The organism is Pseudomonas entomophila, assembly GCF_018417595.1.
GTDB classification, from domain to species: domain Bacteria; phylum Pseudomonadota; class Gammaproteobacteria; order Pseudomonadales; family Pseudomonadaceae; genus Aquipseudomonas; species Aquipseudomonas entomophila_C.
Map to the genome: position 1 here is coordinate 1780093 of NZ_CP070982.1, position 25183 is coordinate 1805275.

General features: G+C 62.5%; 15 protein-coding genes. 9 read left to right on the plus strand and 6 right to left on the minus strand.

Annotated features, from left to right (window positions below):
• Window positions 1–108 precede the first annotated feature (108 nt).
• From JYG34_RS07940 to JYG34_RS07970, 7 genes are all read left to right on the plus strand, one after another.
• Window positions 109–1008, plus strand: a complete 900-nt coding sequence (locus JYG34_RS07940) for a DMT family transporter (RefSeq protein WP_213660194.1) — start codon at window positions 109–111, stop codon at window positions 1006–1008.
• A 158-nt stretch (window positions 1009–1166) separates the two neighbouring features.
• On the plus strand, window positions 1167–2861 hold the full coding sequence (locus JYG34_RS07945; RefSeq protein ID WP_213660195.1) for a ShlB/FhaC/HecB family hemolysin secretion/activation protein: 1695 nt from the start codon (window positions 1167–1169) through the stop codon (window positions 2859–2861).
• Window positions 2862–2950: 89 nt separating this feature from the next.
• Window positions 2951–13699 (plus strand): DUF637 domain-containing protein, encoded by a 10749-nt coding sequence (locus tag JYG34_RS26440; RefSeq protein ID WP_213660196.1) that lies wholly within the window; start codon window positions 2951–2953, stop codon window positions 13697–13699.
• Entirely contained in the window at window positions 13696–14256 is a 561-nt protein-coding gene (locus tag JYG34_RS07955) for a hypothetical protein (RefSeq protein WP_213660197.1), read from the plus strand. Before JYG34_RS26440 ends, JYG34_RS07955 begins: the two co-directional genes overlap by 4 nt.
• Window positions 14257–14386: 130 nt before the next feature.
• On the plus strand, window positions 14387–14779 hold the full coding sequence (locus JYG34_RS07960) for a hypothetical protein (protein WP_213660198.1): 393 nt from the start codon (window positions 14387–14389) through the stop codon (window positions 14777–14779).
• A 365-nt stretch (window positions 14780–15144) separates the two neighbouring features.
• Entirely contained in the window at window positions 15145–16011 is an 867-nt protein-coding gene (locus JYG34_RS07965; RefSeq protein ID WP_213660199.1) for a hypothetical protein, read from the plus strand.
• Window positions 16012–16042: 31 nt separating this feature from the next.
• Window positions 16043–16528 carry a hypothetical protein gene (locus JYG34_RS07970; protein ID WP_249746227.1) on the plus strand — a complete coding sequence of 162 codons (486 nt, stop codon included), beginning with the start codon at window positions 16043–16045 and terminating at the stop codon, window positions 16526–16528.
• Between the two features lie 39 nt (window positions 16529–16567).
• On the opposite strand, the gene nfi is transcribed toward JYG34_RS07970, so the two are convergent.
• Complete coding sequence (gene nfi / locus JYG34_RS07975) at window positions 16568–17305, minus strand: deoxyribonuclease V (RefSeq protein WP_213660200.1); 738 nt, start codon at window positions 17303–17305, stop codon at window positions 16568–16570.
• Between the two features lie 331 nt (window positions 17306–17636).
• Between nfi and JYG34_RS07980 the strand changes: the two genes are divergently transcribed.
• Complete coding sequence (locus JYG34_RS07980; RefSeq protein WP_213661131.1) at window positions 17637–18029, plus strand: DUF2846 domain-containing protein; 393 nt, start codon at window positions 17637–17639, stop codon at window positions 18027–18029.
• A 142-nt stretch (window positions 18030–18171) separates the two neighbouring features.
• Window positions 18172–19101 carry a class I SAM-dependent methyltransferase gene (locus tag JYG34_RS07985; protein WP_213660201.1) on the plus strand — a complete coding sequence of 310 codons (930 nt, stop codon included), beginning with the start codon at window positions 18172–18174 and terminating at the stop codon, window positions 19099–19101.
• Between the two features lie 76 nt (window positions 19102–19177).
• Here JYG34_RS07985 and JYG34_RS07990 read toward each other — a convergent pair whose 3' ends face one another.
• The 5 genes from JYG34_RS07990 to JYG34_RS08010 all read right to left on the minus strand — a co-directional run bounded on the left by JYG34_RS07990 (window position 19178) and on the right by JYG34_RS08010 (window position 24980).
• The gene (locus JYG34_RS07990) at window positions 19178–20176 is read right to left on the minus strand and encodes a sulfate ABC transporter substrate-binding protein (RefSeq protein WP_213660202.1); all 999 of its coding nucleotides are present in this window, start codon (window positions 20174–20176) and stop codon (window positions 19178–19180) included.
• A 202-nt stretch (window positions 20177–20378) separates the two neighbouring features.
• Window positions 20379–21200 (minus strand): ion transporter, encoded by an 822-nt coding sequence (locus tag JYG34_RS07995; protein ID WP_213660203.1) that lies wholly within the window; start codon window positions 21198–21200, stop codon window positions 20379–20381.
• 45 nt (window positions 21201–21245) lie between these two features.
• Window positions 21246–22121 carry an urea transporter gene (locus JYG34_RS08000; RefSeq protein WP_213660204.1) on the minus strand — a complete coding sequence of 292 codons (876 nt, stop codon included), beginning with the start codon at window positions 22119–22121 and terminating at the stop codon, window positions 21246–21248.
• Between the two features lie 172 nt (window positions 22122–22293).
• Window positions 22294–23709: a pyruvate kinase gene (gene pyk / locus JYG34_RS08005; protein WP_213660205.1), complete on the minus strand. Its 1416-nt coding sequence runs from the start codon at window positions 23707–23709 to the stop codon at window positions 22294–22296.
• A complete protein-coding gene (locus tag JYG34_RS08010; RefSeq protein WP_213660206.1) occupies window positions 23706–24980 on the minus strand; it encodes a glycerate kinase type-2 family protein in 1275 nt (424 codons plus the stop codon). Before JYG34_RS08010 ends, pyk begins: the two co-directional genes overlap by 4 nt.
• Window positions 24981–25183 lie beyond the last annotated feature (203 nt).

Here is a 25183-nt window from a genome sequence, read left to right on the forward strand (position 1 = left end):
TATTTGCCTTGATAGTAAAGGTGATTTCTGGAAAACACCTTCGCCATCCGCTGGATGGCAGCCTGTGATCCTCCGCATACTGTGCCCATCGTCGACAGGAGGTGTGAGATGGACAATTCGCTGCGCCGCGGGGCCCTGGAAATGGTCGCCGCCATGCTGATCTCCGGGACCATCGGCTGGTTCGTGCTGGTGTCCGGGTTGCCGGTGCTGGAGGTGGTGTTCTGGCGCTGCGTGTTCGGGGCCGGCACCTTGCTGTTGATCTGCGCGGCCATGGGTATTCTCAAACCCGGTGTTTTGACCCGCGCGACCTTCCTGTTGGCCGTGGCCAGTGGGGTGGCCATCGTCGGCAACTGGGTGCTGTTGTTCGCTTCCTACTCGCGGGCCTCCATCGCCATCGGCACGGCGGTGTACAACGTCCAGCCGTTCTTGCTGGTGGGGCTGGCGGCGCTGTTCCTCGGCGAGAAGATCACCCTGCCCAAGTTGACCTGGCTGAGCGTGGCCTTCCTCGGCATGCTGGCCATCGTCAGCGCCCATGGCGCCGGGCAGGGCAGTGGCGGCGAGTACCTGCTGGGCATCGCCCTGGCCCTGGGCGCGGCGTTTCTCTATGCCGTGGCGGCCCTGATCATCAAGCGCCTGACCGGTACTGCGCCGCACCTGATTGCGCTGGTCCAGGTGAGCACGGGCGCATTGCTGCTGGCGCCTTGGGTGAAGCTTGGCGGTTTGCCGGCTGAGTTGCCCGCGTTGGGCAGCCTGGTGACGCTGGGCATCGTGCACACGGGGTTGATGTACGTGCTGCTCTACAGTGCCATCCAGCGGCTGCCCACGGCGTTGACCGGGGCGCTGTCGTTCATCTATCCAATCGCAGCGATCCTGGTCGACTGGTTCGCCTTCGGCCATCGCCTTACCCCCTTGCAGTGGCTGGGTGTGGCGCTGATCCTCCTGGCAGCGGCAGGCATGCAGCAGGGCTGGTGGTTCCGGCCAGCCGCCAAGCCGCTGCGCCAGCGCTGAACTGCGGGCGACGGCGTGTTTTTTCGAGCGCTAGAGAGGCATTGTCCTTCTATTCGATTGGATTGATGGCTTATTGATGGCATTGTCATTGTCTTGTAGGCTTCGCAAACGTTTTCGCAGCGATGCGCTCCTGCCTCCCAGTGACGGACCACTCCTGTATGCCTTCTATTTTCCGTGCCTTGGCCGCTGGCCTGGCGCTGCTTCCTGCTGTCGTTTTCGCCGCCTCGTTCCAGTCTCCCGGTGATCGCGACCTGATCCGGGACCGCCAGGAGAACCTGTTGCAGGAGCAGCGCAAGCGTCTCGAGGAACTGCAGCAGTTGCCTGGCAAAGCGGCGTCGCCAGCACCGGCCTTGCCCAGCGACGAGGGGCGTTGCTTTGAAATCCACAGTGTCGAGCTGCAAGGCGCGACCTTGCTCAGCGAGCGCCAGCGCCAGGCGTTGCTGCAGGATTATCAGGGCAAGTGCCTGCAAGTCGGCCAGATCAACGACCTGCTCAAGCGCATCACCAACCACTACATCGACCGTGGCTACCTCACCACCCGCGCCTACCTGCCCCAGCAGGACCTGGGCTCGGGCATCCTGCGGATCATCATTGTCGAAGGGCGCCTGGAGGGGCTGGACGAATCCGCGCTGGCCAGCCCGCGCGAGCTGGCCATGGCCTTCCCCGGCAAGGCCGGGCAGGTCCTCGACCTGCGCGAGCTGGAGCAGATGGTCGACCAGCTCGGGCGCCTGCCCTCGCGCCAGGCCGAGATCGAACTGGTGCCCGGCCAGGCGGTCGGTGGCAGCCGGGTGCAGCTCAAAGGCCAGCGCGACAAGCCCTGGCGGGTGTCGGCCAGCCGCCACAACAATGGCGATGCCAGCAGCGGCGAGCAGCAGATGAACCTGGGGTTGGAGTGGGACAGCCCGTTGGGCCTGGCCGACCAGCTCAGCCTGCGCAGCGGCCAGGACGTGGTCAGCGACCACTGGCGCCACGCCGACAGCAAGGGGCTGAACTACAGCCTGCCGTGGGGCTGGTGGACCTTCAACTACAGCTACAACCACAACTACTACCGCACCCGCGACACCTCCAGCGGTTTCCCCTTCAAGCTCGACGGCGACAACACCGTGCACCAGCTCCAGGCCGAGCGGGTGATCCACCGCGACAGCCTGAGCAAGACCGGGGTGAGCCTGGGCGTGAGCCATCTGCGCGCGCGCAACTACCTCGACGACACCTTGATCGATGTGTCGAGCACGCGCATCACCGAGCGCCAGCTGGGCTTCAACCATGGCCGGCGCATCGGCGGCGCCTTCGTCAACCTCGATGCCGGCTGGCAGCAGGGGATCGGCGCGCTCGACGCCCAGGGCGCGGGCGACCCCCATGGCAACGAGCCCGTGGCGCGCTACAACAAATACACCCTGACCCTGAGCTACCTGCAGCCGTTCACGGTATGGGGCGAGCAATTCAGCTTCGACAGCCTGGCCACTGGCCAACGGAGCGAGGATGCCCTCTACAGCGGCCAGCGCATCAGTGTCGGGGGGCTGTCGTCGGTACGCGGCTTCAAGGAACAGACCCTCACCGGCGACAGCGGCGGCTACTGGCGCAACCAGCTGCGCTGGCGCCGCCCGGTGACCTGGGGCGCCTTGCAGCCCTGGTTGCGCGAGTACGGCATGGCCTTCGCCTACGATGCCGGCGTGATCAAGGGCCAGCATGGCAACGGCAACGACCATGGCCGCCTCAGTGGCAATGCCGTCGAGCTCAACGTGCGTGGCCAGTACTTCGCCGCCAGCGCGACCTTCGCCCGTTCGCTGGAGCGCCCCGACGCCATCACGCATCGCGAACACCCGATCTACTTGCGCGTCGACGCGTTCTTCTGAGCCGCGCGCCCACCCTTTGCCCGTGACATCGCCGCCCAGCCATGGGCTGCCCCGCAACCTGCGCCCATAGCGCCTGGAGTTTGTTCGACATGGACATCCGCACCCCGCTGAATCAATGCATCGCCCTGATCGTCGCGGGCGTGATGTTCCTCAACCCCATCGTCACCACGGCGGCCGAGCTCACCCTCGACGCGGCGGCCAACGCCAACACCCACCTCGGCCAGGCGGGCAACGGGGTGCCGATCGTCAACATCGCCACGCCCAATGGCAGCGGGCTGTCGAACAACACGTTCAGGGACTACAACGTCGGCAGCAACGGGCTGATCCTCAACAACGCCACCAGCAAGACCCAGTCCACCGAGCTGGGCGGCATCATCGTCGGCAACCCCAACCTGCGTGGGCAAGCTGCCCAGGTGATCCTCAACCAGGTCACCGGCGGCAATCGCAGTACCCTGGAGGGCTACACCGAGGTGGCGGGGCAGGCGGCCCGGGTCATCGTCGCCAACCCGCACGGCATCACCTGCAAAGGCTGCGGTTTCATCAACACGCCACGGGCCACCCTCACCACCGGCAAGCCGGTGATGGACGGCGAGCGCCTGGACCGTTTCCAGGTCGATGGCGGCGACATCTCTATCGAAGGCGACACGCTCAATGCCGGCAACCTCGACCAGTTCGACCTGGTCACCCGCAGCGCCAAGCTCAACGCCGAGCTGCACGCCAGGCAGCTGAACATCGTCACCGGGCGCAACGACGTCCAGGCTGACAGCCTGCAGGCCACGCCACGCGCCGACGATGGCAGCACAAAACCGCTGCTGGCCATCGACAGCTCGGCGCTGGGGGGCATGTACGCCGGCAGCATCCGCCTGGTAGGCACCGAACAGGGGGTTGGGGTCAAGCTGGCCGGCAACCTGGCCGCCACCACCGGCGATATCCAGGTGGATGCCAATGGCAAGGTGACCCTGGCCCAGGCTGCCAGCGCCGGCAACCTCAAGCTCGAGGCGCAGAGCGCCGAGCTGACCGGCAAGACCTACGCCGCCGGCAGCGCCACGCTGCGAGTGCGTGACACGTTGCAGGTTGGCCAGAGCCTGGCCGCCCGTGAGCAGATCACGGCCAATGCAGCCCTGATCGACAACCGTGGTGTCGTCGAGGCGGGTGTGGAGCCAGACAACACGCGCAACACCCGTGGCGACCTCACCCTGACCGGCCAGACGCTGCAGAACCGCGGCAGCCTGGTTGCCAACCGCGACCTCAAGATCGACAGCACGGCCACCCTGGACAACCAGGGCGGCAGCCTCAAGGGTGCCAACGTCACGCTGACGACCGGCCAGTTGGACAACCGCAAGGGCCAGGCCCTGGCCGATGGCATCTTGCAAGTGACTGCCAGTACCGTGGACAACCGTCAGCAGGGGCTGCTGAGCAGCAGTGGCCGCACGCAAGTGGATGTGACCGACACGTTCGACAACCGTGGCGGGCGGGTGGTCGGGCAGGCTGGGCTGAAGGTGACGGCCACGCGCTTGGACAACAGCGCCAGTGGCCTGGTCGGCAGCGACCAGAAGGCCGAGGTGACCACCCACGCGCTGCTGGATAACCAGAACGGCGGCAAACTCAGCGCCGATCGCCTCGAACTCACCACCGCCGGCCTGCTCAATTCGGGCGGCCAGTTGCTGGGCGGCGACCTGCTGATCCGTGCCAGCGCCGACATCGACAACCGCCTCGGGCTGATGTCGGGCAAGCGCCTGCTCGACCTGTCCGCGGTAAACCTGAACAACGCCGGCAAAGGCAACCTGCAAAGCCAGAACACGCTCAAGGTCAGGGTCGCCACCCTGGACAACCGTGACAACGGCCTGCTCTCGAGCAAGGGTGCCCTGAGCTTGCATGGCGACACGCTCGACAACCGTGGCGGGTTGCTGCTCGCAGACCAATCGCTGACGGTCACGGGTGGGCATTTCGACAACCGTGACAAAGGCGCGGCCACGACCCAGGGCAACGTCCGTGTCGAGGTGACCAAGCTGACAAATGGCAACGCGGGTCATCTGCAAAGCGATGGGCGCATGGACCTGGTGGTTACCCAGGTGGACAACCAGGCCGGTGGGCGGATCATCGCCAAGGGCGACCTGGATGCCAAACTGGGCACGTTGAACCAGCAGGGTGGCCAACTGTCCGGCCTTGGCCAGCTGGTGCTGACGGCCGATACGGTCGACAACCAGTTCGGCGCGAGCATCCGCGGCGGTACGGGCGCCGACATCAGCGCCCGCCAGGTCCTCAACCAGCAGGGCACCATCGCCAGCGTTGGCAAGGTCAAGCTCACCGCGCGCGAGCTGCTGGACAACCAGGGCGGCAAGGTCCTCGGCGACAGTGGCCTGGCGCTGACCGTGCAGCGGTTGCTGAACCAGAGCAATGGCCTGCTCAGCGGGCGCGACAGCCTGAACCTGGAAGGGGGGCAGTTGCTCAACAGCGGTGGCTTGCTGAGCAGTGCCAAGCATATCGGCATCGACGTGTCCGGCAAGCTCGACAACAGCGCCAAGGGCCGGATCATCAGTGAAGGCGGGCTCACCCTCAAGGCCGCCGAACTGGCCAACAACCAGGACGGCAAGGTCTCCGCAGTGGGCCTGCTCGACCTGACCACCACCGGTTTGCTGGGCAACCAGGGCGGTCAACTGGTCACCAATGCCGGGCTGATGCTGCGCAGCGGCCGCCTGGACAACAGCCAGGCCGGCGTGATCAGTGCACAAGGGCATGCAGAACTGCATGGCGGCACCCTCGTCAACAGTGGCAAGGGTGACATCGGCGCGGCCAGCCTGACATTGGTCGCGGATGATCTGGACAACAGTGCCCTGGGTCGTATCAGCGCCGCAGGCCGGATCGAGGCGACCCTGGGTGGCCTCGACCAGCATGACCACGGCCAACTGGTCAGTTCCACCGGCATCGAGCTCGACCTGCAGGGCGGGCAACTGATCAACCGTGACGGCGGCCTGCTGCGCTCTCCCGGTGGCCTGCTGCTGCGCCAGGTGGGCACTGTCGACAACAGCCTGGCCGGCGAGATCTCCAGCGACCAGGCCTTCACCTTGGCGGCCACCTCCTTGAACAACCAAGGGGGGCGTGTGGTCAGCAAGCAGTCCTTGACCCTGCGTATCGCCAACGCCCTGGACAACAGCCTCAAAGGCGTGCTGTCCGCCAGCACCGGCCTGGACGTCAAGGCCGCCAGCCTCGACAACCGCCAGGGTGGCAGCCTGGCCAGTGGCGCCGCGCTCAAGGTGACCCTCGATGGCTTGCTCGACAACCGCGTCGACGGCATCTTGTCCGCGCTCGGCCTGCTGACCGTGGCCAGTGGCGAGCTGGCCAACAGCGAGCGCGGGCTGCTGTCGGGCAAGACCGGTGTGGGCATCACCACCGGCAAGCTGGACAACACCCTGGGCGGCCAGGTGATCAGCCAGGGCGAACTGACCCTCACCAGCGCCGAACTGGACAACCGTGGCGGCACCCTGAGCAGCACGCAGGCGATGACCGTGGCCAGCGCCGACCTTTTCAACGGCGCCGATACCCGTCAACGCGGCGGCTGGATACACAGTGACGCCGGCCTGACCCTGACGGCGGCCAAAGTCGACGGCAGCGAGGGCGGCGAGATCTCCGCCAAGGGCGACCTGCTGCTGCGGGTCGATGCGCTGATCCAGCGCCAGGGCCGTCTGCTCGCCGAAGGCAAGCTCGACCTCGACCTCAATGGCGGCGACCTGATCAACGAAGGGGGGCGCATCAATGCCACCGGCCCCCTGAGCATCCAGCGCCTGGGCCTGCTCGACAACCGCAGGGGCGAAGTGTCCAGCGACCAATCCTTCAGCCTGGTTGCCCGACGCATCGACAACCAGCAAGGCCAGATCATCAGCCAAGGCCGCCTGGGCCTTGAGGCCGCGCAGCTGTTCAACAGCGACAAGGGCCTGTTCTCCGGTGTGCAGGGCCTCGAGGTCACGGGCAGCGACCTGGACAACAGCGCCAGCGGAACCCTGTCGAGCAAAGCGGGCGAACTGACCGTGAAACTGGATGGCCTGCTCGACAACCGAGAGCTGGGCGCCCTCGCCAGTGGGGGCAAACAACACATCACCGCCAACCGCCTGGACAACCGCAAGGGTGTGATTTCCTCCGATGCAGCCATCACCCTGAGTGTCGGTGAACGGCTCGACAACCGTGACGGCGGCCTGATCTCGGCCACCGACGACCTGACCTTCGACCAGGCCGGCACGGTCGTCGACAACCGTGCCGGGCAGATCAACGGCCAGGCGATCAGCCTCGACGGCAAGCGCCTGGACAACAGCAACGGCCAGCTGACCAGCCGCGCGAAACTGCGCATGACATTGACCGAGGCGCTGCTCAACGGCAACGGTGCCCGGTTGACCAGTGGCGGCGACCTGCTGCTCACCGCCGCCGAAGTGCACAACGGCGCTGGCAAGCTGATCAGCCAGGGGTTGCTCACGCTCAACGCCGACCTGCTGGACAACCAGCGTGGCGGCAACCTGGCCAGCCAGCAGAACCTGGTGCTGCGCCTGAAGGGCGACCTGCTCAACGGCGAGGACGGGCTGGTGTTCAGCGAGCGCGGGGGGCTCGATATCCAGGCCCAGGGCCTGGGCAACCAGGCGGGTACGCTCAAGAGCCAGGGCACCATCAAGGTGACTTTGGACGATGCGCTGGACAACGCCGCTGGGCGTATCGAAAGCCTGCAAGGTGACCTCGACCTGAATGCCGCCCGCCTGGGCAACAGTGCTGGCGGCACGCTCAGCGCCGCCAAGGGCAAGCTCACCGGCGTGATCCGTGGCAGCTTCGACAACCAGAGCGGTGTCGCCCAGGCACAGTCGCTGTCCATCGAGGCCACGGGCGGGGTGAACAACCAGCGCGGCTACCTGTCAGCGCTTGAAGGCGACAGCCGCATCGTCACCACCGACTTCGACAACCGTGGCGGCGGCCTGTACGCGGCCGGCCTGCTCAAGCTCGAAGGCCAGCAACTGCAGAACCAGGGCGCGGCCCCAGGGCAGGGCGGCAAGATCGGTGCCGGGCGTTTCGATTTCAGCCTGGCCGGCACACTGTTCAACGGCTTCGGCCAACTGGAGAGCGAAAGCGACCTGCTGCTGCGCGCCGCGCAGATCGACAACCGCAATGGCAGCCTGCGGGCACTCGGCAAGACCGGCACCAGCCGCTTCATCGTCACCGGCAGCCTGCTCAACGACAACGGCGTGCTGGCCAGCGCCAACCAGGACCTCGACCTGCAGATCGGTGGCCTGAGCAACAGCGGCGGGCAATTGCTGCACACCGGCCAGGGCACGTTCGGCCTGGCCTCGGACAAGGTCATGCAGGCCGGTGGCCTGCTCCACACCGACGGCTTGCTGAACATCAATGCCGCCAGCTGGACCAACAGCAGCGTCTTGCAGGCGCGGCGCCTGGAGCTGGATATCGGGCGCTTCGTGCAGACCGCCAGCGGCAAGCTGCTGGCCGTGGAAAGCTTCAAGGGCCGTGGCGGCAGCTGGACCAACCATGGCCTGCTGGCCAGCGACGGCAGCCTGCAGCTGGACCTGAGCGGCACCTACGACGGCAATGGCCGCCTGAGCAGCCTGGGCGACCTGGGGCTGACGGCCAACGATGTCGTGCTGTCCAGCGCCGCCAGCCTGGCCGGTGGTGCCAGTACCGGGGTGACGGCCCGCAACCTGCTGAGTAACGCCGGCCGCCTGACCTCACTGGGTGGCCTGACGGTGAATGCCGCCACGCTCGACAACAGTGGCACCCTGGGAGGTGCCGCCACCGTCAAGCTCACGGCCAACAACCTGAGCAACCAGCGCGGCCTGCTGTTCAGCGGCAACGACATGACGTTGCGCGTGGGCAGCTTCACCAACAACTATGGCGACCTCTACAGCCTGGGCGGCCTGGACGTGGCCGGTAACGGCAGCGCCCGCGCCGCATTGCTGGAGAACATTTCCGGCAGCCTCGAAAGCGCTGGCAACATGACGCTGGCCGTCGATGAACTGCTCAACCGCAAGGAACACCTGAACGCCAAGCTGAAACTGGTCGGCGGCAACGTCAATGTCTACTCCGACGACTTCTGCGACGGCAAAGGTTGCGAGTTGTACTTCACCGCGACGGAAACCTGGCAAGACGTCATCGACGCGGACAGCCCCACCGCGTTCATCACCGCCGGCGGCAAGCTGAATTTCACCGGCAATGCGCTGCGCAACCACTACAGCAGCATCTCCGCTGGCGCCGACATCAACGTCAACACCGGCGTGTTCGAGAACAAGGGCGCCGGTGGCGGCGAACAGCGCAACCTGAGCGCCAGCATGTACACCCGTAATCGCGGGCTGTACAACGCCTTCATCAGCGCCAGGAACCAGTTCAACCAGAACCCTGGCTCCCTGACCCTCGACCAGGTGATGGCGGCGGCGGGGTATCCGAGGGAAAGCATCTACAACGTCATCGACAACCGCACACCGATCGCAGGTGCGGTGGTCGCCCCTGCGGTGGTCCAGTCGGCCGGCGCCGTGACCATCAACGCCACCCAGCGCATCGACAACAGCGTGGTGCGTGCTTACCAGGCCGGCGCGGGTAGCCTCCAGGGGCGCGGTAACGCCAACGCCGACCCACGCCAGGCCCAGACCCAGGTGCGCGCGCTCAATCCGCAACTGCCACCGGACCTGGCCCAACGCCAGGTCAATCCGGTCACGCTGCCGAGCTTCAGCTTGCCCCAAGGCAGCAATGGCCTGTTCCGCATCAGCAGCCAGGCCGGGCAGTCCGCGGCCAGCGCCGGCGCCCTGGCGGCGGTTGGTGATCGCACCCAGGCCGGCAGCGGCATCTTCATCGCCCCGCTGGCGGGGGCCGCCAGCGCCGACGGCAGCCAAGCGCAACCCCTCGCAGTCGACGGCACGACTGCGGCGCCGGGCGCACAAGGCAATGCCGGTGTCGGGCTGACGGGCCTGGCCAGTGGTGTGCGCCTGGTCCAGGGCGTGCCCGAGCGCAGCGCGCCGAGCGTCGCCCACAAGTACCTGGTGGAAACCAACCCGGTGCTGACCGACCTCAAGCAGTTCCTCAGTTCCGACTACCTGCTGGGCGAGCTCGACGTCAAGCCGGACCAGGCCATCAAGCGCCTCGGCGACGGCCTGTACGAGCAGCGCCTGATCCGCGAGGCCGTGGTCGCGCGCACCGGCCAGCGCTTCATCGACGGCATGACCAGCGATGAAACCCTGTTCCGCTACCTGATGGACAACGCCATCGCCAGCAAGGACCAGTTGTCGCTGCGCGTGGGCGTGTCGCTCAGCGCCGAGCAGGTGGCGGCGCTGACCCACGACATCGTGTGGATGGAAGAGGTGGAGGTCAACGGCGAGAAAGTCCTCGCCCCGGTGCTGTACCTGGCCCACGCCAACGGCCGCCTGGCGCCCAATGGCGCGCTGATCCAGGGCCGCGACGTCAACCTCATCAGCGGTGGCGAGCTGGTCAACGTCGGCACCCTGCGCGCCACCAACAACCTTGCCGTCAGCGCCACCCACATCGGCAACAGCGGGCTGATGGAGGCCGGCGGTCGCCTGGACATGCTGGCCACCGACTCGATCCGCAACGCCCAGGGCGGCGTCATCGCTGGCCGCGAGGTGAGCCTGACCGCGCTGACCGGCGATGTGATCAACGAACGCAGCGTCACCCGCCTGGAAGGCCGCGCCGGTGGCGAGCACGTGACCAAGGACCTGGTCGATGCCGCCGCGCGCATCGAGGCGGCGAACGACCTGACGATCACGGCTGGGCGGGATATTGGTAATGTCGGCGGCACGATCAAGGCTGGCCGCAACATCGAACTGGATGCCGGCCGTGACCTGTACATCGCCAGCCAGGAAGGGATCGACAGCCACGAGTATCAACGTCGCCGTGTCAGCGGCTACGACACCGCGATCACCCAATACGGCAGTGAGGTGACGGCCGGAGGCAACCTCACCGCTACTGCCGGCCAGGATCTGAGCATCGTCGCCAGTGAGATCGAGGCTCGCCGCGACCTGGCCCTGCAGGCCGGCCGTGATGTGACGCTGGCCGCCGCAGCCAACGAGGAGCACAGCTACTCGAAAGGCAAGAAAGGCAATACCAAAACCACCCGCCAGGAAGATGAAGTCGAGCAGCAGTCCGCCGTGGTGAAGGCCGGTGGCGACCTGAACATCGATGCCGGGCGCGACCTGCGCCTGGTGGCGAGCAAGGCCAGTGCCGGCGACGAAGCCTACCTGGTGGCAGGTGACAAGCTGGAACTGCTGGCCGCCAATGACAGCCAGTACTCGCTGTACGACATGAGCAAGAAGGGTGGCTGGGGCAGCAAGCAGACTCAGCGCGACGAAGTGACCGACGTCAAAGCAATTGGCAGTGAGGTTACCAGCGGTGGCGACCTTACCCTCAAGAGTGGCGGCGACCAGTTGTACCAAGGGGCGAAGCTGGCCTCTGGAAATGACCTGACCCTTGATAGCGGTGGCTCGGTGACCTTCGAGGCGGTCAAAGACATGCATCAGGAGAGTCACGAGAAGTCCAAGTCCAATGCTGGTTGGTTCAGCATGCAGGGCAAGGGCAGCACTGATGAAACTGTGCGTCAAAGCGAGTTGGCGGCCAAAGGCGATCTGGTGATCAATGCCGTTGGCAAGATTCATGTGGATGTACGCCAGGTCAATCAGCAGACGGTGAGTGAATCCATCGATGCCATGGTCAAGGCCGATCCGAAGCTGGCCTGGCTCAAGCAGGTAGAAGCCCAGGGCGGTGTGGACTGGCGTCAGGTCAAAGAAATCCACGACTCGTTCAAGTACAGCAATTCGGGGCTGGGACCGGCTGCCCAACTGGTCATCGCGATTGTCATGGCGGCAGTAGTGGGGCCTGCGGCTGCAGCCTGGGCAGGCGGTGGTGCCACGGGGGCCGCCGTAGGGGCCATTGCCACAGGTGCCTCGACCAACGCTTCGGTAAGCGTCGTTAACAACCGAGGCAATCTCGGGGCGGTGTTCAAGGATGTGACATCGTCCGAGGCAATGAAGGGTTATGTCATCTCTGGTGTGACAGCTGGGTTGACGGCTGCTTACTTCGATGGTTGGACAGGCACCAAAACCGATGTTGCCACAGGCAAAGTCATTGGACCGAAACTCTACACCCTTAAAGGCATAGGTCAGTTCGCGGCCAATCAAACGCTGCAGAACGGCACATCCATGTTGCTGGGCAAGGCGCTTGGACAGGGTGGCAGTGCCAGCGATGCACTGAAAGGGGCGCTGTTCAATACCCTGGCTGCGGCCAGCTTCAACGCGGTTGGCGACTACACGCATCAATTCGGTATCGAGAACGGTAGCCTATCCAAGATCGCGATCCATGCGATGGTCGGAGGCTTGCTCTCCAAGGCTACGGGAGGCGATTTCAAGACTGGTGCGTTGGCGGCAGGTGCCAACGAGGCGTTGGTTGTACAGCTCGACAAGCTCGCTGGTGGCAACGAAAGCTTGTTGACCATGAGTTCGCAGATCGTCGGTGTGCTGGCTGCGGCCAGTCAGCAGGATGCCGATGCCGCCTCAATGAACAAGGCAGCGTGGGTCGCAAAAAATGGCACACAGTACAATTTCCTGGGTGACCATTCGGCCAAGCAACGCGACGAGGCACGCGACAACTTCCGCAAGGAAGGCGGGCTGAATGCTGCACGTGAGCTGGTCAAGCTTGAGGGTGCAGACCAGCGCAGTGACAAGTTGCTGGAAGTGTACAAGCGTGATCCGTCGTTACTTTCAAAGGATGATCTGGTCGAACTCACCGCTTACCTGCAGGTGTATGCCTTCGAAAGAATGAATGCCAAAGGCCCGGCCGCTGCCCAGGCCAGTCTGACCAGCCTGCTCGGCGGTGAACAGGTTCAGGGATATGGCTATCCTTATGCGGGCAGCAGTCAGGACAAGCTCGCCTGGGCCGATGCGCAGCGCAGTCAAATGGGGTTTGTTGAAAACCTGGCGTGGACGCGCGACCGCAGTGGTGACGAGCAGACCTATCTGGATGCCAAGGGTACTCTGCGTATCGGGGACGAGCAGCAAGGGCTGGCCAATCTTGGCGATCCGGCCATCTACTTCCTGACGGGGTCCATCGGCAGCACAATCAGGGCTGTTGCTGCGACTAACGGGGCGCTGCAATTTACCCAGGGTACCAAGCAGGCATTCGAAGGGGATGGTTGGAATGCTGCTGGTAATCTGGTTGCTGGTTTGCTGGGTATGGCCACGCTGGGGGCTGGTGTCAAGGGCGGGGCAGGGTCTGTCGTAACAAGTGACCCTGGTTCAATCAAGCCAGTGGTTTCGAGTACAACCAGGAAAGACCCGGTCCCACCGGTGCAACCGAATACGGGGAAATACCTGGAGGATTTCACTCCTTCACCAACCCCAATGGAATTGCTTCAGCAGCAAGCAGGAGCGCAATTCAGCACGGCCTACATCCGCTTTGACCACATTCTCGATGGCGGAGTAAACACGTTGAGGAGCGGTGAGCGAGTAGGAACCGGAGGGCATTATTTAAGGTCTCCTAATGTAACGGTTACCCGTATCACTGGCGAGGCGGATGAATTTGGGGTTTCAAAAGGGTATGTTTCGATACGTGACCCTCAGACGAACAGTTGGGCAAACAAAAAAGCTGAGACGACATTCTTCCCTGAATCTTGGAGCAAGCGGCAAGTGCAAACAGAAATTGAGGGCGCGTTTAGAAACTCAACACCGATCGCGGGTAGTGAGCGCTGGCGTGGGATCTCACCTAGCGGTGTAAGAATAGAGGGCTATTACGGTAAGCCCGATGGCACCGGGGCAACAGCATGGCCTGTGTGCGGGAAAGATAGAAAGTTATGAATGTAGGTATTATTTATCCGAGTTGGTCGAGCTTTGGTTTTTATGATCTGTCGGCCAATGAGCCTGATGCCAAGGTTAAAAATGAGCGACCTCCTTTCGGTGTGCGTGAGATTGTGGGGTGGTTGAGTGATGACGTCAGTGGGAGTGCCAGTGCAAAAGCACTGATCACTCGGCTAGCGGCGTGTGAGCTTCGTGGTCAACCTGAGTACTTGGGGTTCGGTAATGCACACCATATGGCATATGCGGCAGGTCATTTCTATCTGGAGTGTGAATACAGCGAGGGACATCAGGTGTTAATGACCCTTGAGCAAGCCGTTTCCGTATTGAACGAGTATGTGGGCTTTTTACACGCTGGCGTTCGGAATAAAGAGGTTCCGCCTCAGCCGTTCATGGTTGAATACCTCGCCGAAGGGGAGGAATCTTATACGCGCTTTGAAGCGTTAGGTGGTCGTTTGGGGTTTTCGGTGGAGGAAGTTAAAGAGATGAGTCGGGTTGAGCGGCAAGAAAATAAACGGAGAGTATTGGTCGATAAATCTCGTGCCTCCAAGAAGTCGTGAGTGGGTCCGCTGGTTGAGAGCTTTAGGACGGGATGAATGATTCAGTATGAAGATGCCTTGAAGGTGGTGTTGGCGTACCTGCCTGAATTTTATATTCCTGTGGAGACGCAGTTGTGGCTGGAAGATAAGCATGAAAGTGGGTGGGGTGGTTGTCTCTTGTGGTTGGTTGGTGATCATCGATTATAAGCTATATATTGTTCCGGAGGATTGCCTGGAAAATTATGAAGTATCTGATAGATTTGAGGTTTCCAGTCCGGAATTAATTTTTTCTGTTGAAGATAAAATACTTCCATTGGGTGGGGGTAAAAGCTTTATTTTCCATAGGGCTGAATTTTCCGGCGTGATTTTGAATGTCAGTCCGGTGCGGATTGAATTGACTGAATTGGCGGTGCAGGAAAGAGGGGGTGATCTTGTTTCTATATGTCTTGATCCTGCAAGCGTCGCTGGCTATAAGGGGAGGTATGAAAGCTTTGTTTCGAAGGGGCGTCGCAATCCTTCAGGTGAGTGGCTAGATTTACTATAGATAGTAGTAGGGCTGAGGCTTGTTATTTGTAAGATATTTATTTCGATTTTTTGTTGAGGTCTGTCTGAAAGGGGAGCAGGTGGATTGCACATTGAAAGGCTTCCTGGCTAGGCGTCGTTCCGAAATTTGCTAGAGGGCAAGTTGTTGGGATTGATGCGGAGTGATTGTTGTTTGAAGGTGTAAGTTGTTTTAAGGGTTCGATAGTTTGCGTGTTTGTGTAGAGGCTGTGCTCGGGGATTCCATTGATCGTATTGAAGTTGAAATGGTTGCCGCCTAGGGAGAGGGGTCTTGATGAAATCTTCCGATTTTTATTGCGCCGGTAGCGGCAAGAAAATTCTCATGGATTCCGTGCGAAGGAAATGTTCGTGATTATCAAGGAAAATGCGATAGGAAATCAGGGCGGGTTGTGGGTTTTTCGAGGTGTGCCGTACACCGGGCGGGTGTTGACGTTCGCAAATGGTAAGTTGGTTGAAGGAAGGGTGTATGAGGATGGTTGCTATGTAGATGTCATTCGTAGCGATTTTTTTCTTGAGAGGGGGCGCGACGGTATCGAAATCGAGCGCGACTATACGGGGGAGCAATTTTACTGGGAGGGCAGGGTCTATGATGGATTTTGCTATGAGTTCATCGGCGATATTTGTGTCAGCGAGCGCTTGTATGAGTTTGGTTGGGTGATTGAGGAAGTCACGTATTTTTCAGATGGCCAACTGCATACCGTCGAGGTCGGGGAAGAGGTTCCACAGAGCTATGAGTGGTTCGAAGGCGGTGGACTGAAGGCGATGACGGCTCATCAAAATAATATTTTTATGCTCTCCTTGAAGTTTTCGTTGGAAGGGTTGGAGCGTTTGACTTTGATGGGTGACTATTTCGGCAATTTACCGAAAGTTGCCGAGCACATTAGGTTTCCTGTGTTGCGTGACAAAATAGAAATCGCCACGCTGCGGTGTGCTGGTCAGGTTTCACTCAATGGGAGTGGGATTGATGATGGTGTGGTCGATTATCTTTTCCGTGGCGAGAATGAACGGCGTATCCAAAAATTGGAGTTTGATGGTGTCAACTGCTCATCTGCGCTGCTGCAGTGCTTAAAGCGCCTTGAGCAGTTAAACGATTTGAAAGTTGTTGCGGCTGAGCGCGGGTTTGATTGTTGGCGTGATGGGTGTGCACAATTGCAGATGCTTCGCCCTGGTTGTGATGTGTATCTCAATGGAAAGGTATTGCTCCCACAGGCGTAGCCCCCATGACGTGCAGACATGAGAAATTGTCATGGAAAAAGTTTTTACGTTTGCGGAAATGACAGGGCTTGAAAAGTTTGAGACTTGGCGAACCGGCTGGCAGGAGCCTGAGTCTATTGACATATTTTCTTATGTCGGGGATGTCGTGAGTCCAGAAGATTGCTTGATTTTTTGCAAATGGCTTTTCCCGGATTTCGTTGTATTTGAGGATTCGGTGATACTGGCCATGAAGTTTGACGAGGCCGCGTTTCACGTATGGCTTGATCACTGTTCAGGCGATAAATCTGGCGTTGAAAGGATGTTGAATCATACTCATCTGTACGATGTATTTTCCGGGTGTGGATCTTCGGTCAATGAGGCGGTTTTCGAGCAACTGTCCAAGGTGCTGGCCATGTCCTGGCGAATGGTATTGAAGGATCGATTCCCTGATAGAACGTTTCAGGTGGAGGCCATCAACTCCGACCAAGAGTATGGCCCAGTGGTCGTGTTTCTTCAGGTACGAGTATCGGGCGAGTAGGTACGCATAGCGTCATCAGCTCGGAGTGGCGCCAAGGACTCAATTCTGAGTGCTGTGAATGATTGAATTATTCGGCGCTGCATTGGGCGAACCGATGAGCAAGCTGTTTTGCTCATGAAACTGCCTACCGTAGCGATCCGCCAGTCGTGTTGTTTCCGGTAGCCGGTAGTTGGGCGTCGCTTTCAAAACCCATTGGCAGGCCGTTGCCAATGAGATCCGATGGCCAATCGAAACAAACACAGGTTTGATGTTGTGCTGGGTTCGGAGCGCGGCGCCGATGATCTCGGGCCCATCGATCAAGTCTGATCTCGCCCCCCGCTCGGCGGCGGGCGTGGTGTACTCGCCGATATAGCGGCTCTTTCCACAGCCAATGGTGGGGATATCGAAAAGTACACCCAGGTGTGAGGCCAGGCCAAGCCGACGAGGATGCGCTATACCCTGGCCATCGCAGATGATCAGGTCTGGCTGGTTTTCTACCGTGGATAACAGTTTTATTATCGATGGCAGTTCGCGGAAGGAAAACAGCCCAGGGACATAGGGGAATGTGCTCGTGTCTTCCCAGGCACGTGCTTCGATGATCTCCAGCGTTTCAGCGTCCAGCACGACAATTGTGGCGATCAGGGTGTCGTTGTTTTTGTGGTAGGCCACATCTATTCCGGCAATGCGAGAAATAGCCCCCAGTTGATCTGTTTTGATGACTTGCTTCGCTAACGCTTGTTGAAGCGTGATGGCGTCGCTCGGGCTGATATCCCAGCGGTGCTGTATGACGGGATGCATGAGGATTGCCCTTGCTGATGTCCTGGCCTTACTGGACCCATGCCAGAGGTGCATCAGATTATGGCACTCGAAACGCGCTCAACATAGGCACACCTTCAACCTCCTCGCCGTCAGTGTTACTTAAGTCGGCAGCGCCAGGCCGGCGGGGTGGGCAGTAGATTGACGCCAGAATGATGGCGAATTAATATCGCGCCTCCCTGGCCACCCTGCGCCAATGACGACCCTTTCCGTACGCAAGGAAGACCCTGTGATCAAGACCCTGTTCAAAGCTGCCGCCGTCCTTTCCGTCGCCCTGCTGTACGGTTGCGCCTCGGCCCCTTCGGTGGACAAGATGCAGGCGGAAGTCGCGCATTACACGCTGCCCAAGGCCGCGGTAGCCGACAAGGGCCTGGTCTATGTGGTCCGCCCCAGCACCACCGGGATGATGGTGCGCTTCAATGTCTTCCTCGATGACAAGGAAGCCGACTCGGAAATGGGCTACAACCGTGGCAACCAGTACATCTACTTCTACGTGACGCCGGGCAAGCACGTGATCAGCTCCAAGGCCGAGAACTGGGCTGACATGACGGTCAACGTGAAGGCGGGTGAAGTCATCTACCTCAAGCAGGAAGTTGAAATGGGCCTGGTCATGGCGCGCAACAACCTCAAGGTGCTGAGCGATCTCGAAGGTCGCTACCTGGTCAAGGACGCGTCGCTGGGCACCATCGCCAAAGAGAGCAAGTAAGCGTTCCCGTCCCGCAAGGTGACTGGCAATTCAACAAGGGCGACCCTCGGGTCGCCCTTGTTGCTTGCGCGCTATCGTCATCCAGGCGGCCAGTTGCGGCACAAGCGGTTAGAATGTCGGTTTTGCCTGACCCAAGCCGACCATGACCCCGACCATCGCCACCCTCGAGCAGCACCTGCTCGCCGCCCTCGATCCCGCACCCCAGGAAACCCGCCGCCTGTTTCATGGCCGTGGCCGTTGCTGGCCGGGGCTGGAACAGATCACCGTCGACTGGTTGGATGGCGTGCTGCTGGTGGCGCTGTTCCGCGAGCCGCCCGAGGGCCAGCTGGCTGAGCTGGAGGAAATGCTCAAGGCCCTGGCGCAACGCCCGCAGTGGGCAGGCCAGGCCATTCTCCTGCAACACCGCTACTTGCCCGACAGCCCCGGCCAATGGCTGCTGGGCGAGCCCTGCCAGCAGCGCGAGGTGGTCGAGGATGGGCTTGCGTACCTGCTCGACCTCGGCGTGCGGCAGAACAACGGCCTGTTCCTCGACATGCGTTATGGGCGTCGCTGGGTGCGCGAGCAGGCGGCGGGCAAGCGGGTGCTCAACCTGTTCGCCTATACCTGCGGTTTCTCCGTGGCGGCGATCGCCGGCGGCGCCGAGCAGGTGGTCAACCTGGACATGGCCAAGTCGGCATTGTCCCGTGGCCGCGACAACCACAGGCTCAACGGCCATGACGCTTCGCGGGTCGCCTACCTGGGGCATGAGCTGTTCAAGTCGTGGGGCAAGGTACGCAAGTATGGGCCGTACGACCTGATCATCATCGACCCGCCGACCTTTCAGCGCGGCAGCTTCGTGCTGACCCAGGACTACGGCAAGATCCTGCGGCGGTTGCCGGAGTTGTTGAGCGAGGGTGGGACGGTGCTGGCCTGTGTCAACGACCCGGGGATCGGGCCGCAGTTCCTGATCGATGGCATGGCCGAGCAAGCGCCGGAACTGGCGTTTGTCGAACGGCTGGAGAACCCGCCAGAATTTCCGGATGCCGACCCCGAGGGTGGGTTGAAGGCATTGGTGTTTCGTTCGCAGGCTTGAAATGCTGTTCGCCAGCAAGCTGGCTCCTACAAGAGGTTGCTTGGGCCTGCAGGGGCCGGCTTGCTGGCGAAGGCGTTTACTTGTTGGTGTAGATCTGGTCGAACACGCCACCGTCGTTGAAGTGGGTCTTCTGCACGGTGCGCCAGTCACCGAAAGTCTTCTCCACCGACAGGAAGTCGACTTTCGGGAAGCGGTCGGTGTACTTGGCCAGCACTGCGGCGTCACGTGGGCGCAGGTAGTTGTTGGCGGCGATCTCCTGGGCCTCCGGCGACCACAGGTACTTCAGGTACTCCTCGGCCACGGCCTGGGTGCCTTTCTTCGCCACCACCTTGTCGACCACGCTCACTGGCGGTTCGGCTTCGGCCGACACGCTCGGGTAGATCACTTCGAACTGGTCGCGGCCGAACTCGCGGGCGATCATCTCGGCTTCGTTCTCGAAGGTCACCAGCACATCACCAATCTGGTTGGTCATGAAGGTGGTGGTGGCGGCGCGGCCACCGGTGTCGAGCACCGGCGCCTGCTTGAACAGCTTGCCGACGAAGTCGCGGGCCTTGCTTTCGTCACCGCCTTGCTTGAGCACGTAGCCCCAGGCCGAGAGGTAGGTGTAGCGGCCGTTACCCGAGGTCTTGGGGTTGGGCACGATCACCTGCACGCCGTCCTTGAGCAGGTCTGGCCAGTCCTTCAGCGCTTTCGGGTTGCCCTTGCGCACGATGAACACGGTGGCCGAGGTGAACGGCGCGCTGTTGTTCGGCAGGCGCGTCACCCAGTTGTCCGGCACCAGCTTGCCGTTGTCGGCCAGGGCGTTGATGTCGGTGGCCATGTTCATGGTGATCACGTCGGCCGGCAGGCCATCGATCACCGCGCGCGCCTGCTTGCTCGAGCCGCCGAAGGACATCTGCACATTGACCTTCTCGTTGTGCTCTTTATCCCAGTGCTTCTGGAACGCCGGGTTGTAGTCCTTGTAGAAGTCGCGCATCACGTCGTAGGAGACGTTGAGCAGGGTGGGAGCGGCCTGGGCGAGGTTGCCCAGGGCCAGGCCTGCGGCGAGCAGCGAGGCGCTGAAAAGTTTTTTCACTGGGGGCATTCCTTGTTCTGGTTCAAAGGGTTGGCGATTTGCCAGCGACTATAGCGGGTGGCTTTGCGCGGGTTAAAGAACAAAACGGTCTTTGGTTATGTCGTTGTCGGTGCAGGCCCTATCGCGGCTGAAGCCGCTCCTGCACATTTGCGCAGAACCTGTAGGAGCGGCTTCAGCCGCGATGGCGTCAGCACCGTCACCTTCACTGCTTGGGGAACAACGCATTGCCACACCGCGAACAGAACGCCGCGCCATGCTCATGGTGATGCTTGGCGCAGGTCGGGCAGTCGTGCTGCAGCTGTTCGCCGCGCAGGGCATTGGCCAGTTCGGCGGTGAAGATGCCGGTGGGCACGGCAATGATCGAATAACCAGTGATCATCACCAGCGACGACAGCACCTGCCCCAGCGGCGTCTTCGGCACGATATCGCCGAAGCCCACGGTGGTCAGGGTGACGATGGCCCAGTAAATGCCCTTGGGGATGCTGGTAAAGCCATGCTCCGGCCCTTCGATCACATACATCAGTGTGCCGAACACGGTGACCAGGGTCGACACGCTGACCAGGAACACGATGATCTTCTGCTTGCTGCCCTGCAGCGCCGCCAGCAGGTAGTGGGCCTGCTTCAGGTAGGGGCTGAGCTTGAGCACGCGGAAGATCCGCAGCATGCGGATCACGCGGATGATCAGCAAGTACTGGGCGTCGCTGTAGTACAGGGCGAGGATGCCCGGCACGATCGCCAGCAGGTCGACCAGCCCGTAGAAGCTGAAGGCGTAGCGCAGCGGCTTGGGCGAGCAGTACAGGCGGGTGATGTACTCGGCGAGAAAGATGGCCGTGAAGCCCCATTCGATACCCGCCAGCAGTCCGGCGTAGTTGCGGTGCACGTCGTCGATGCTGTCGAGGATCACCGTGACCAGGCTGGCCAGGATGATCAGCAGAAGGATCTTGTCGAAGCGTCTTCCAGCAACGGTGTCGGTCTGGAAGACGATGACGTAGAGCCGCTCGCGCAAGCTCGAAGGGTTGTCCATGGGCGCGTTCCATTATGCGAATGGGCAGAGCCTAGGGGCTGTGTTTCAGCTGTGCAAGCGAGGCGCGTTGCGGCGCTGGTTGAGTTGCAGCAGGTGGTTGCCCAGGTGCATCAGCCAGCAGGCGGTCACGAACGGCGCGGTCAGCCCGGCGATGGGCAGCAAGCTGAACAACGGTTGCAGCAGCAGCGCGCAGGCGATCGCCAGCAGGGTCATCCAAGGTTTCTCACCCTGGCGGCTGAAGGCCAGGGCCGCCAGCGCCGCGTTGAAGCCATACAGGCCCAACCAGGCGCCCTGTGCTTCACCGGCCAGCAGCGCGACGCCACCGCCGATTGCCGAGCCGATCACCGCCCAGGTGGCGGCATACGGGTTGGCGAAGTACATGCCGATGACGATCAGCAGGCCGGCCATGGGCTTGTCCAGCAGGAAGATCTGGCCCACGCCACGCAGCAGGGCATACACCGGATCGGCCTCGACGTAGCCGTTGGCCGAGGGTGTCGCCATCAGCAGGGTGGCCCAACCCAGCAGTACGAAGGGGGCGGTGTAGGCGACCAGCAGCTTGCCGCCGCGCTTGCGCCATTGGTGGGTGAGCATGCTCGACAGGCCGCCGGCGGCGATGATCAGCGGCGGCAGGATCGCCGACCAGGGCAACACGGCGCTGATCAGCAGGCCGATCAGCACGCCGTTGTAGCAGTACAGCCCGGCCTGGCGATCAGCGCGGTCGTAGCCACGGCGCTGGGCGGTGAGCAGGCCGGCCAGGGCACCGAGCAGGGCGCCGCCGACCAGGTCGGGGGCGGTCAGCAGGATGGCCAGCAGGCAGCACAGGCCGCACAGGGGGTTGCGCAGCAGCAGCACCTGGCTGAAGCCGTTGAGCAGCGCCGTGGCCCAGTCGGGGCACGGGTTGACGAAATTCTTGGTGTACATGGGCAGTCAATGAAGTTGAGGGGGAAGCGGTGGGCCTCTTCGGGCCTCGGTTTGTCCGCAATGGTTGCCAGTGTTGCTATCCCTGTGGGAGCGGGTTTACCCGCGAATGCGATGTTGAATCTACCGACGCATTCGCGGGTAAACCCGCTCCCACAGCAAAAACGAGATGGCTTTAGACCAACGTCTCGATCCGCAGCGTATTAGTCGAACCTGGCTTGCCGAAAGGCACACCGGCGGTGATCAGCAGCGTGTCGCCACGGCTGGCCATGCCTTGCGCCTGGGCGATCTCCAGTGCGGTGGAGACCACCTCGTCGACCTGGCGCAGGCGGTCGTTGACCACCGAGTGCACGCCCCAGGTCACGCTCAGGCGGCGGGCGGTGTTCAGGTTCGGCGTCAGGTTGAGGATCGGCGCCCGTGGCCGCTCGCGGGCGGCGCGCAGGGTCGAGGCCCCCGACTCGCTGTAATTGACCAGCACCGCCACCGGCAGGATGCCGCTGATACGGCGGATCGCACAGCTGATGGCGTCGGACACGGTCGCCTCGGCCTTGGGCCGGCCGACGTCGAGCTGGGCTTGGTAGTCCGGGCCGTTCTCCACCTGGCGGATGATCTTGCTCATCATCTGCACCGCCTCCAGCGGGTAGTCGCCCGAAGCCGTTTCGGCCGACAGCATCACTGCGTCCGCGCCTTCGGCCACGGCGTTGGCCACGTCGGTGACTTCGGCGCGGGTCGGGGCCGGGGAGAAACGCATCGACTCGAGCATCTGGGTGGCCACCACCACGGGTTTGCCCAGCTGGCGGCAGGTGCCGATGATACGTTTCTGGATCTGCGGCACGCTCTCGGCCGGCACTTCAACGCCCAGATCGCCACGGGCGACCATGATCGCGTCGGACAGCTCGGCGATAGCTTGCAGTTGCTCGACCGCCGAGGGTTTCTCGATCTTGGCCATCAGGTAGGCACGGTCGCCGATCAACTGGCGGGCCTCGGTGATGTCTTCGGGGCGCTGCACGAACGACAGGGCCACCCAGTCCACGCCCAGTTCCAGGCCGAAGGCCAGGTCGCGGCGGTCCTTCTCGGTGAGCGGGGAGAGGTCCAGCACCGCCTGGGGCACGTTGACCCCCTTGCGGTCGGACAGTTCGCCGCCGGCCAGCACTTCGGTGTCGATGGCGTCGCTGTGCTTGGCGGTCACCCGCAGGCGCAGCTTGCCGTCGTCCAGCAGCAGGTCCATGCCGGGTTCCAGCGCGGCGATGATCTCCGGGTGCGGCAGGTTGACCCGACGGCTGTCGCCCGGGGTCTGGTCCAGGTCCAGGCGCAAGGCCTGGCCGCGTTGCAGCTGCACCTTGCCTTCGGCGAAGCGGCCTACCCGCAGTTTCGGGCCCTGCAGGTCCATGAGGATACCCAGCGGATAGTTGAGCTGCTGCTCGACTTCGCGGATCCACTGGTAGCGCAGGGCGTGGTCGGTGTGTTCGCCGTGGCTGAAGTTGAGGCGGAAGATGTTCACCCCGGCTTCGACCAACTGGCGGATGTCATCGATGCCTTTGATCGCAGGCCCGAGGGTGGCGAGGATTTTGACTTTTTTATCAGGCGTCATGATTGCGGGGTCTCGAGGATCAGGATGGCGCGGAAGTCGTTGACGTTGGTGCGGGTCGGCTCGGTGACGATCAGCGCATCGAGCGCCTCGAAGTAGCCGTAGCCGTTGTTGTCGTCCAGCTCGTCGCTGGCCGACAGGCCCAGGGCCTCGGCGCGGGCGTAGCTGTCCGGGGTCATGAAGGCGCCGGCGTTGTCTTCGGACCCATCGATGCCGTCGGTATCGCCGGCCAGGGCATACACGCCCGGCAGGCCCTTGAGGCTTTCGGTGAGGCTGAGCAGGAACTCGGCGTTGCGCCCGCCACGGCCGTTGCCGCGCACGGTGACGGTGGTCTCGCCACCGGACAGGATCACGCAGGGCGCCTTCAGCGGCTGGCCATGCAGCACGATCTGGCGGGCGATGCCGGCATGCACCTTCGCCACCTCGCGGGACTCACCCTCCAGGTCACCGAGGATCAGCGGGCTGAAACCGGCCTGGCGGGCTTTCACCGCCGCGGCCTCCAGCGACTGCTGGGGCTTGGCAATGAGCTGGAAGTGGCTGCGGGCGAGAGCGGGGTCGTCGGCCTTGACGGTTTCCGAGGCTGGGTTGTTCAGCCAGTCGATGACCGCCTTCGGTGCTTCGATGCCGTAGCGCTTGAGGATCGCCAGTGCTTCGGCCGAGGTGCTCGGGTCGGCCACGGTGGGGCCGGAGGCGATGACCGTGGCGAGGTCGCCCGGCACGTCGGAAATCGCATAGGTGTACACCGTGGCCGGCCAGCAGGCCTTGGCCAGGCGACCGCCCTTGATTGCCGAGAGGTGCTTGCGCACGCAGTTCATCTCGCCGATGGTGGCGCCGGACTTGAGCAGGGCCTTGTTGATCTGCTGCTTGTCGGCCAGGGTCAGGCCTTCGGCGGGCAGTGCCAGCAGTGCGGAACCACCACCGGAAAGCAGGAAGATGACGCGGTCGTCTTCGCTCAGGTTGCTGACCAGCGCCAGCACGCGCTTGGCCACGGCGAGGCCTGCGGCATCGGGGACCGGGTGGGCGGCTTCGACCACCTCGATCTTCTGGCAGCTGGCGCCATGGCCGTAGCGGGTGACCACCAGGCCGGAGACTTCACCTTGCCAGCACTTCTCGACCACTTCGGCCATGGCCGCAGCGGCCTTGCCGGCGCCGATGACGATGACCCGGCCGCTGCGGTCGGCGGGCAGGCAGGGTTCCAGGACCTGGCGGGGGTGGGCGGCGGCGATGGCTGTGTCGAACAGTTCGCGCAGGAGTTCTTGTGGATCGACCGACATGGCAGGCTCCCAAAATTCTTGTTGTTCTGCAGAATCGAAAACGCCCCTGGAACTGCCTCCGTGCAGGCCGAACCAGGGGCGGGTGTTGCTCGGTGCCACCTCATGGACCTGTGGTTGCAGGTTCATCGGTGTTGGCCGCATCGCGGATGAATCCGCTCCTACAGGCCATTCATTGCGTTCGGATCAACCTGTAGGAGCGGATT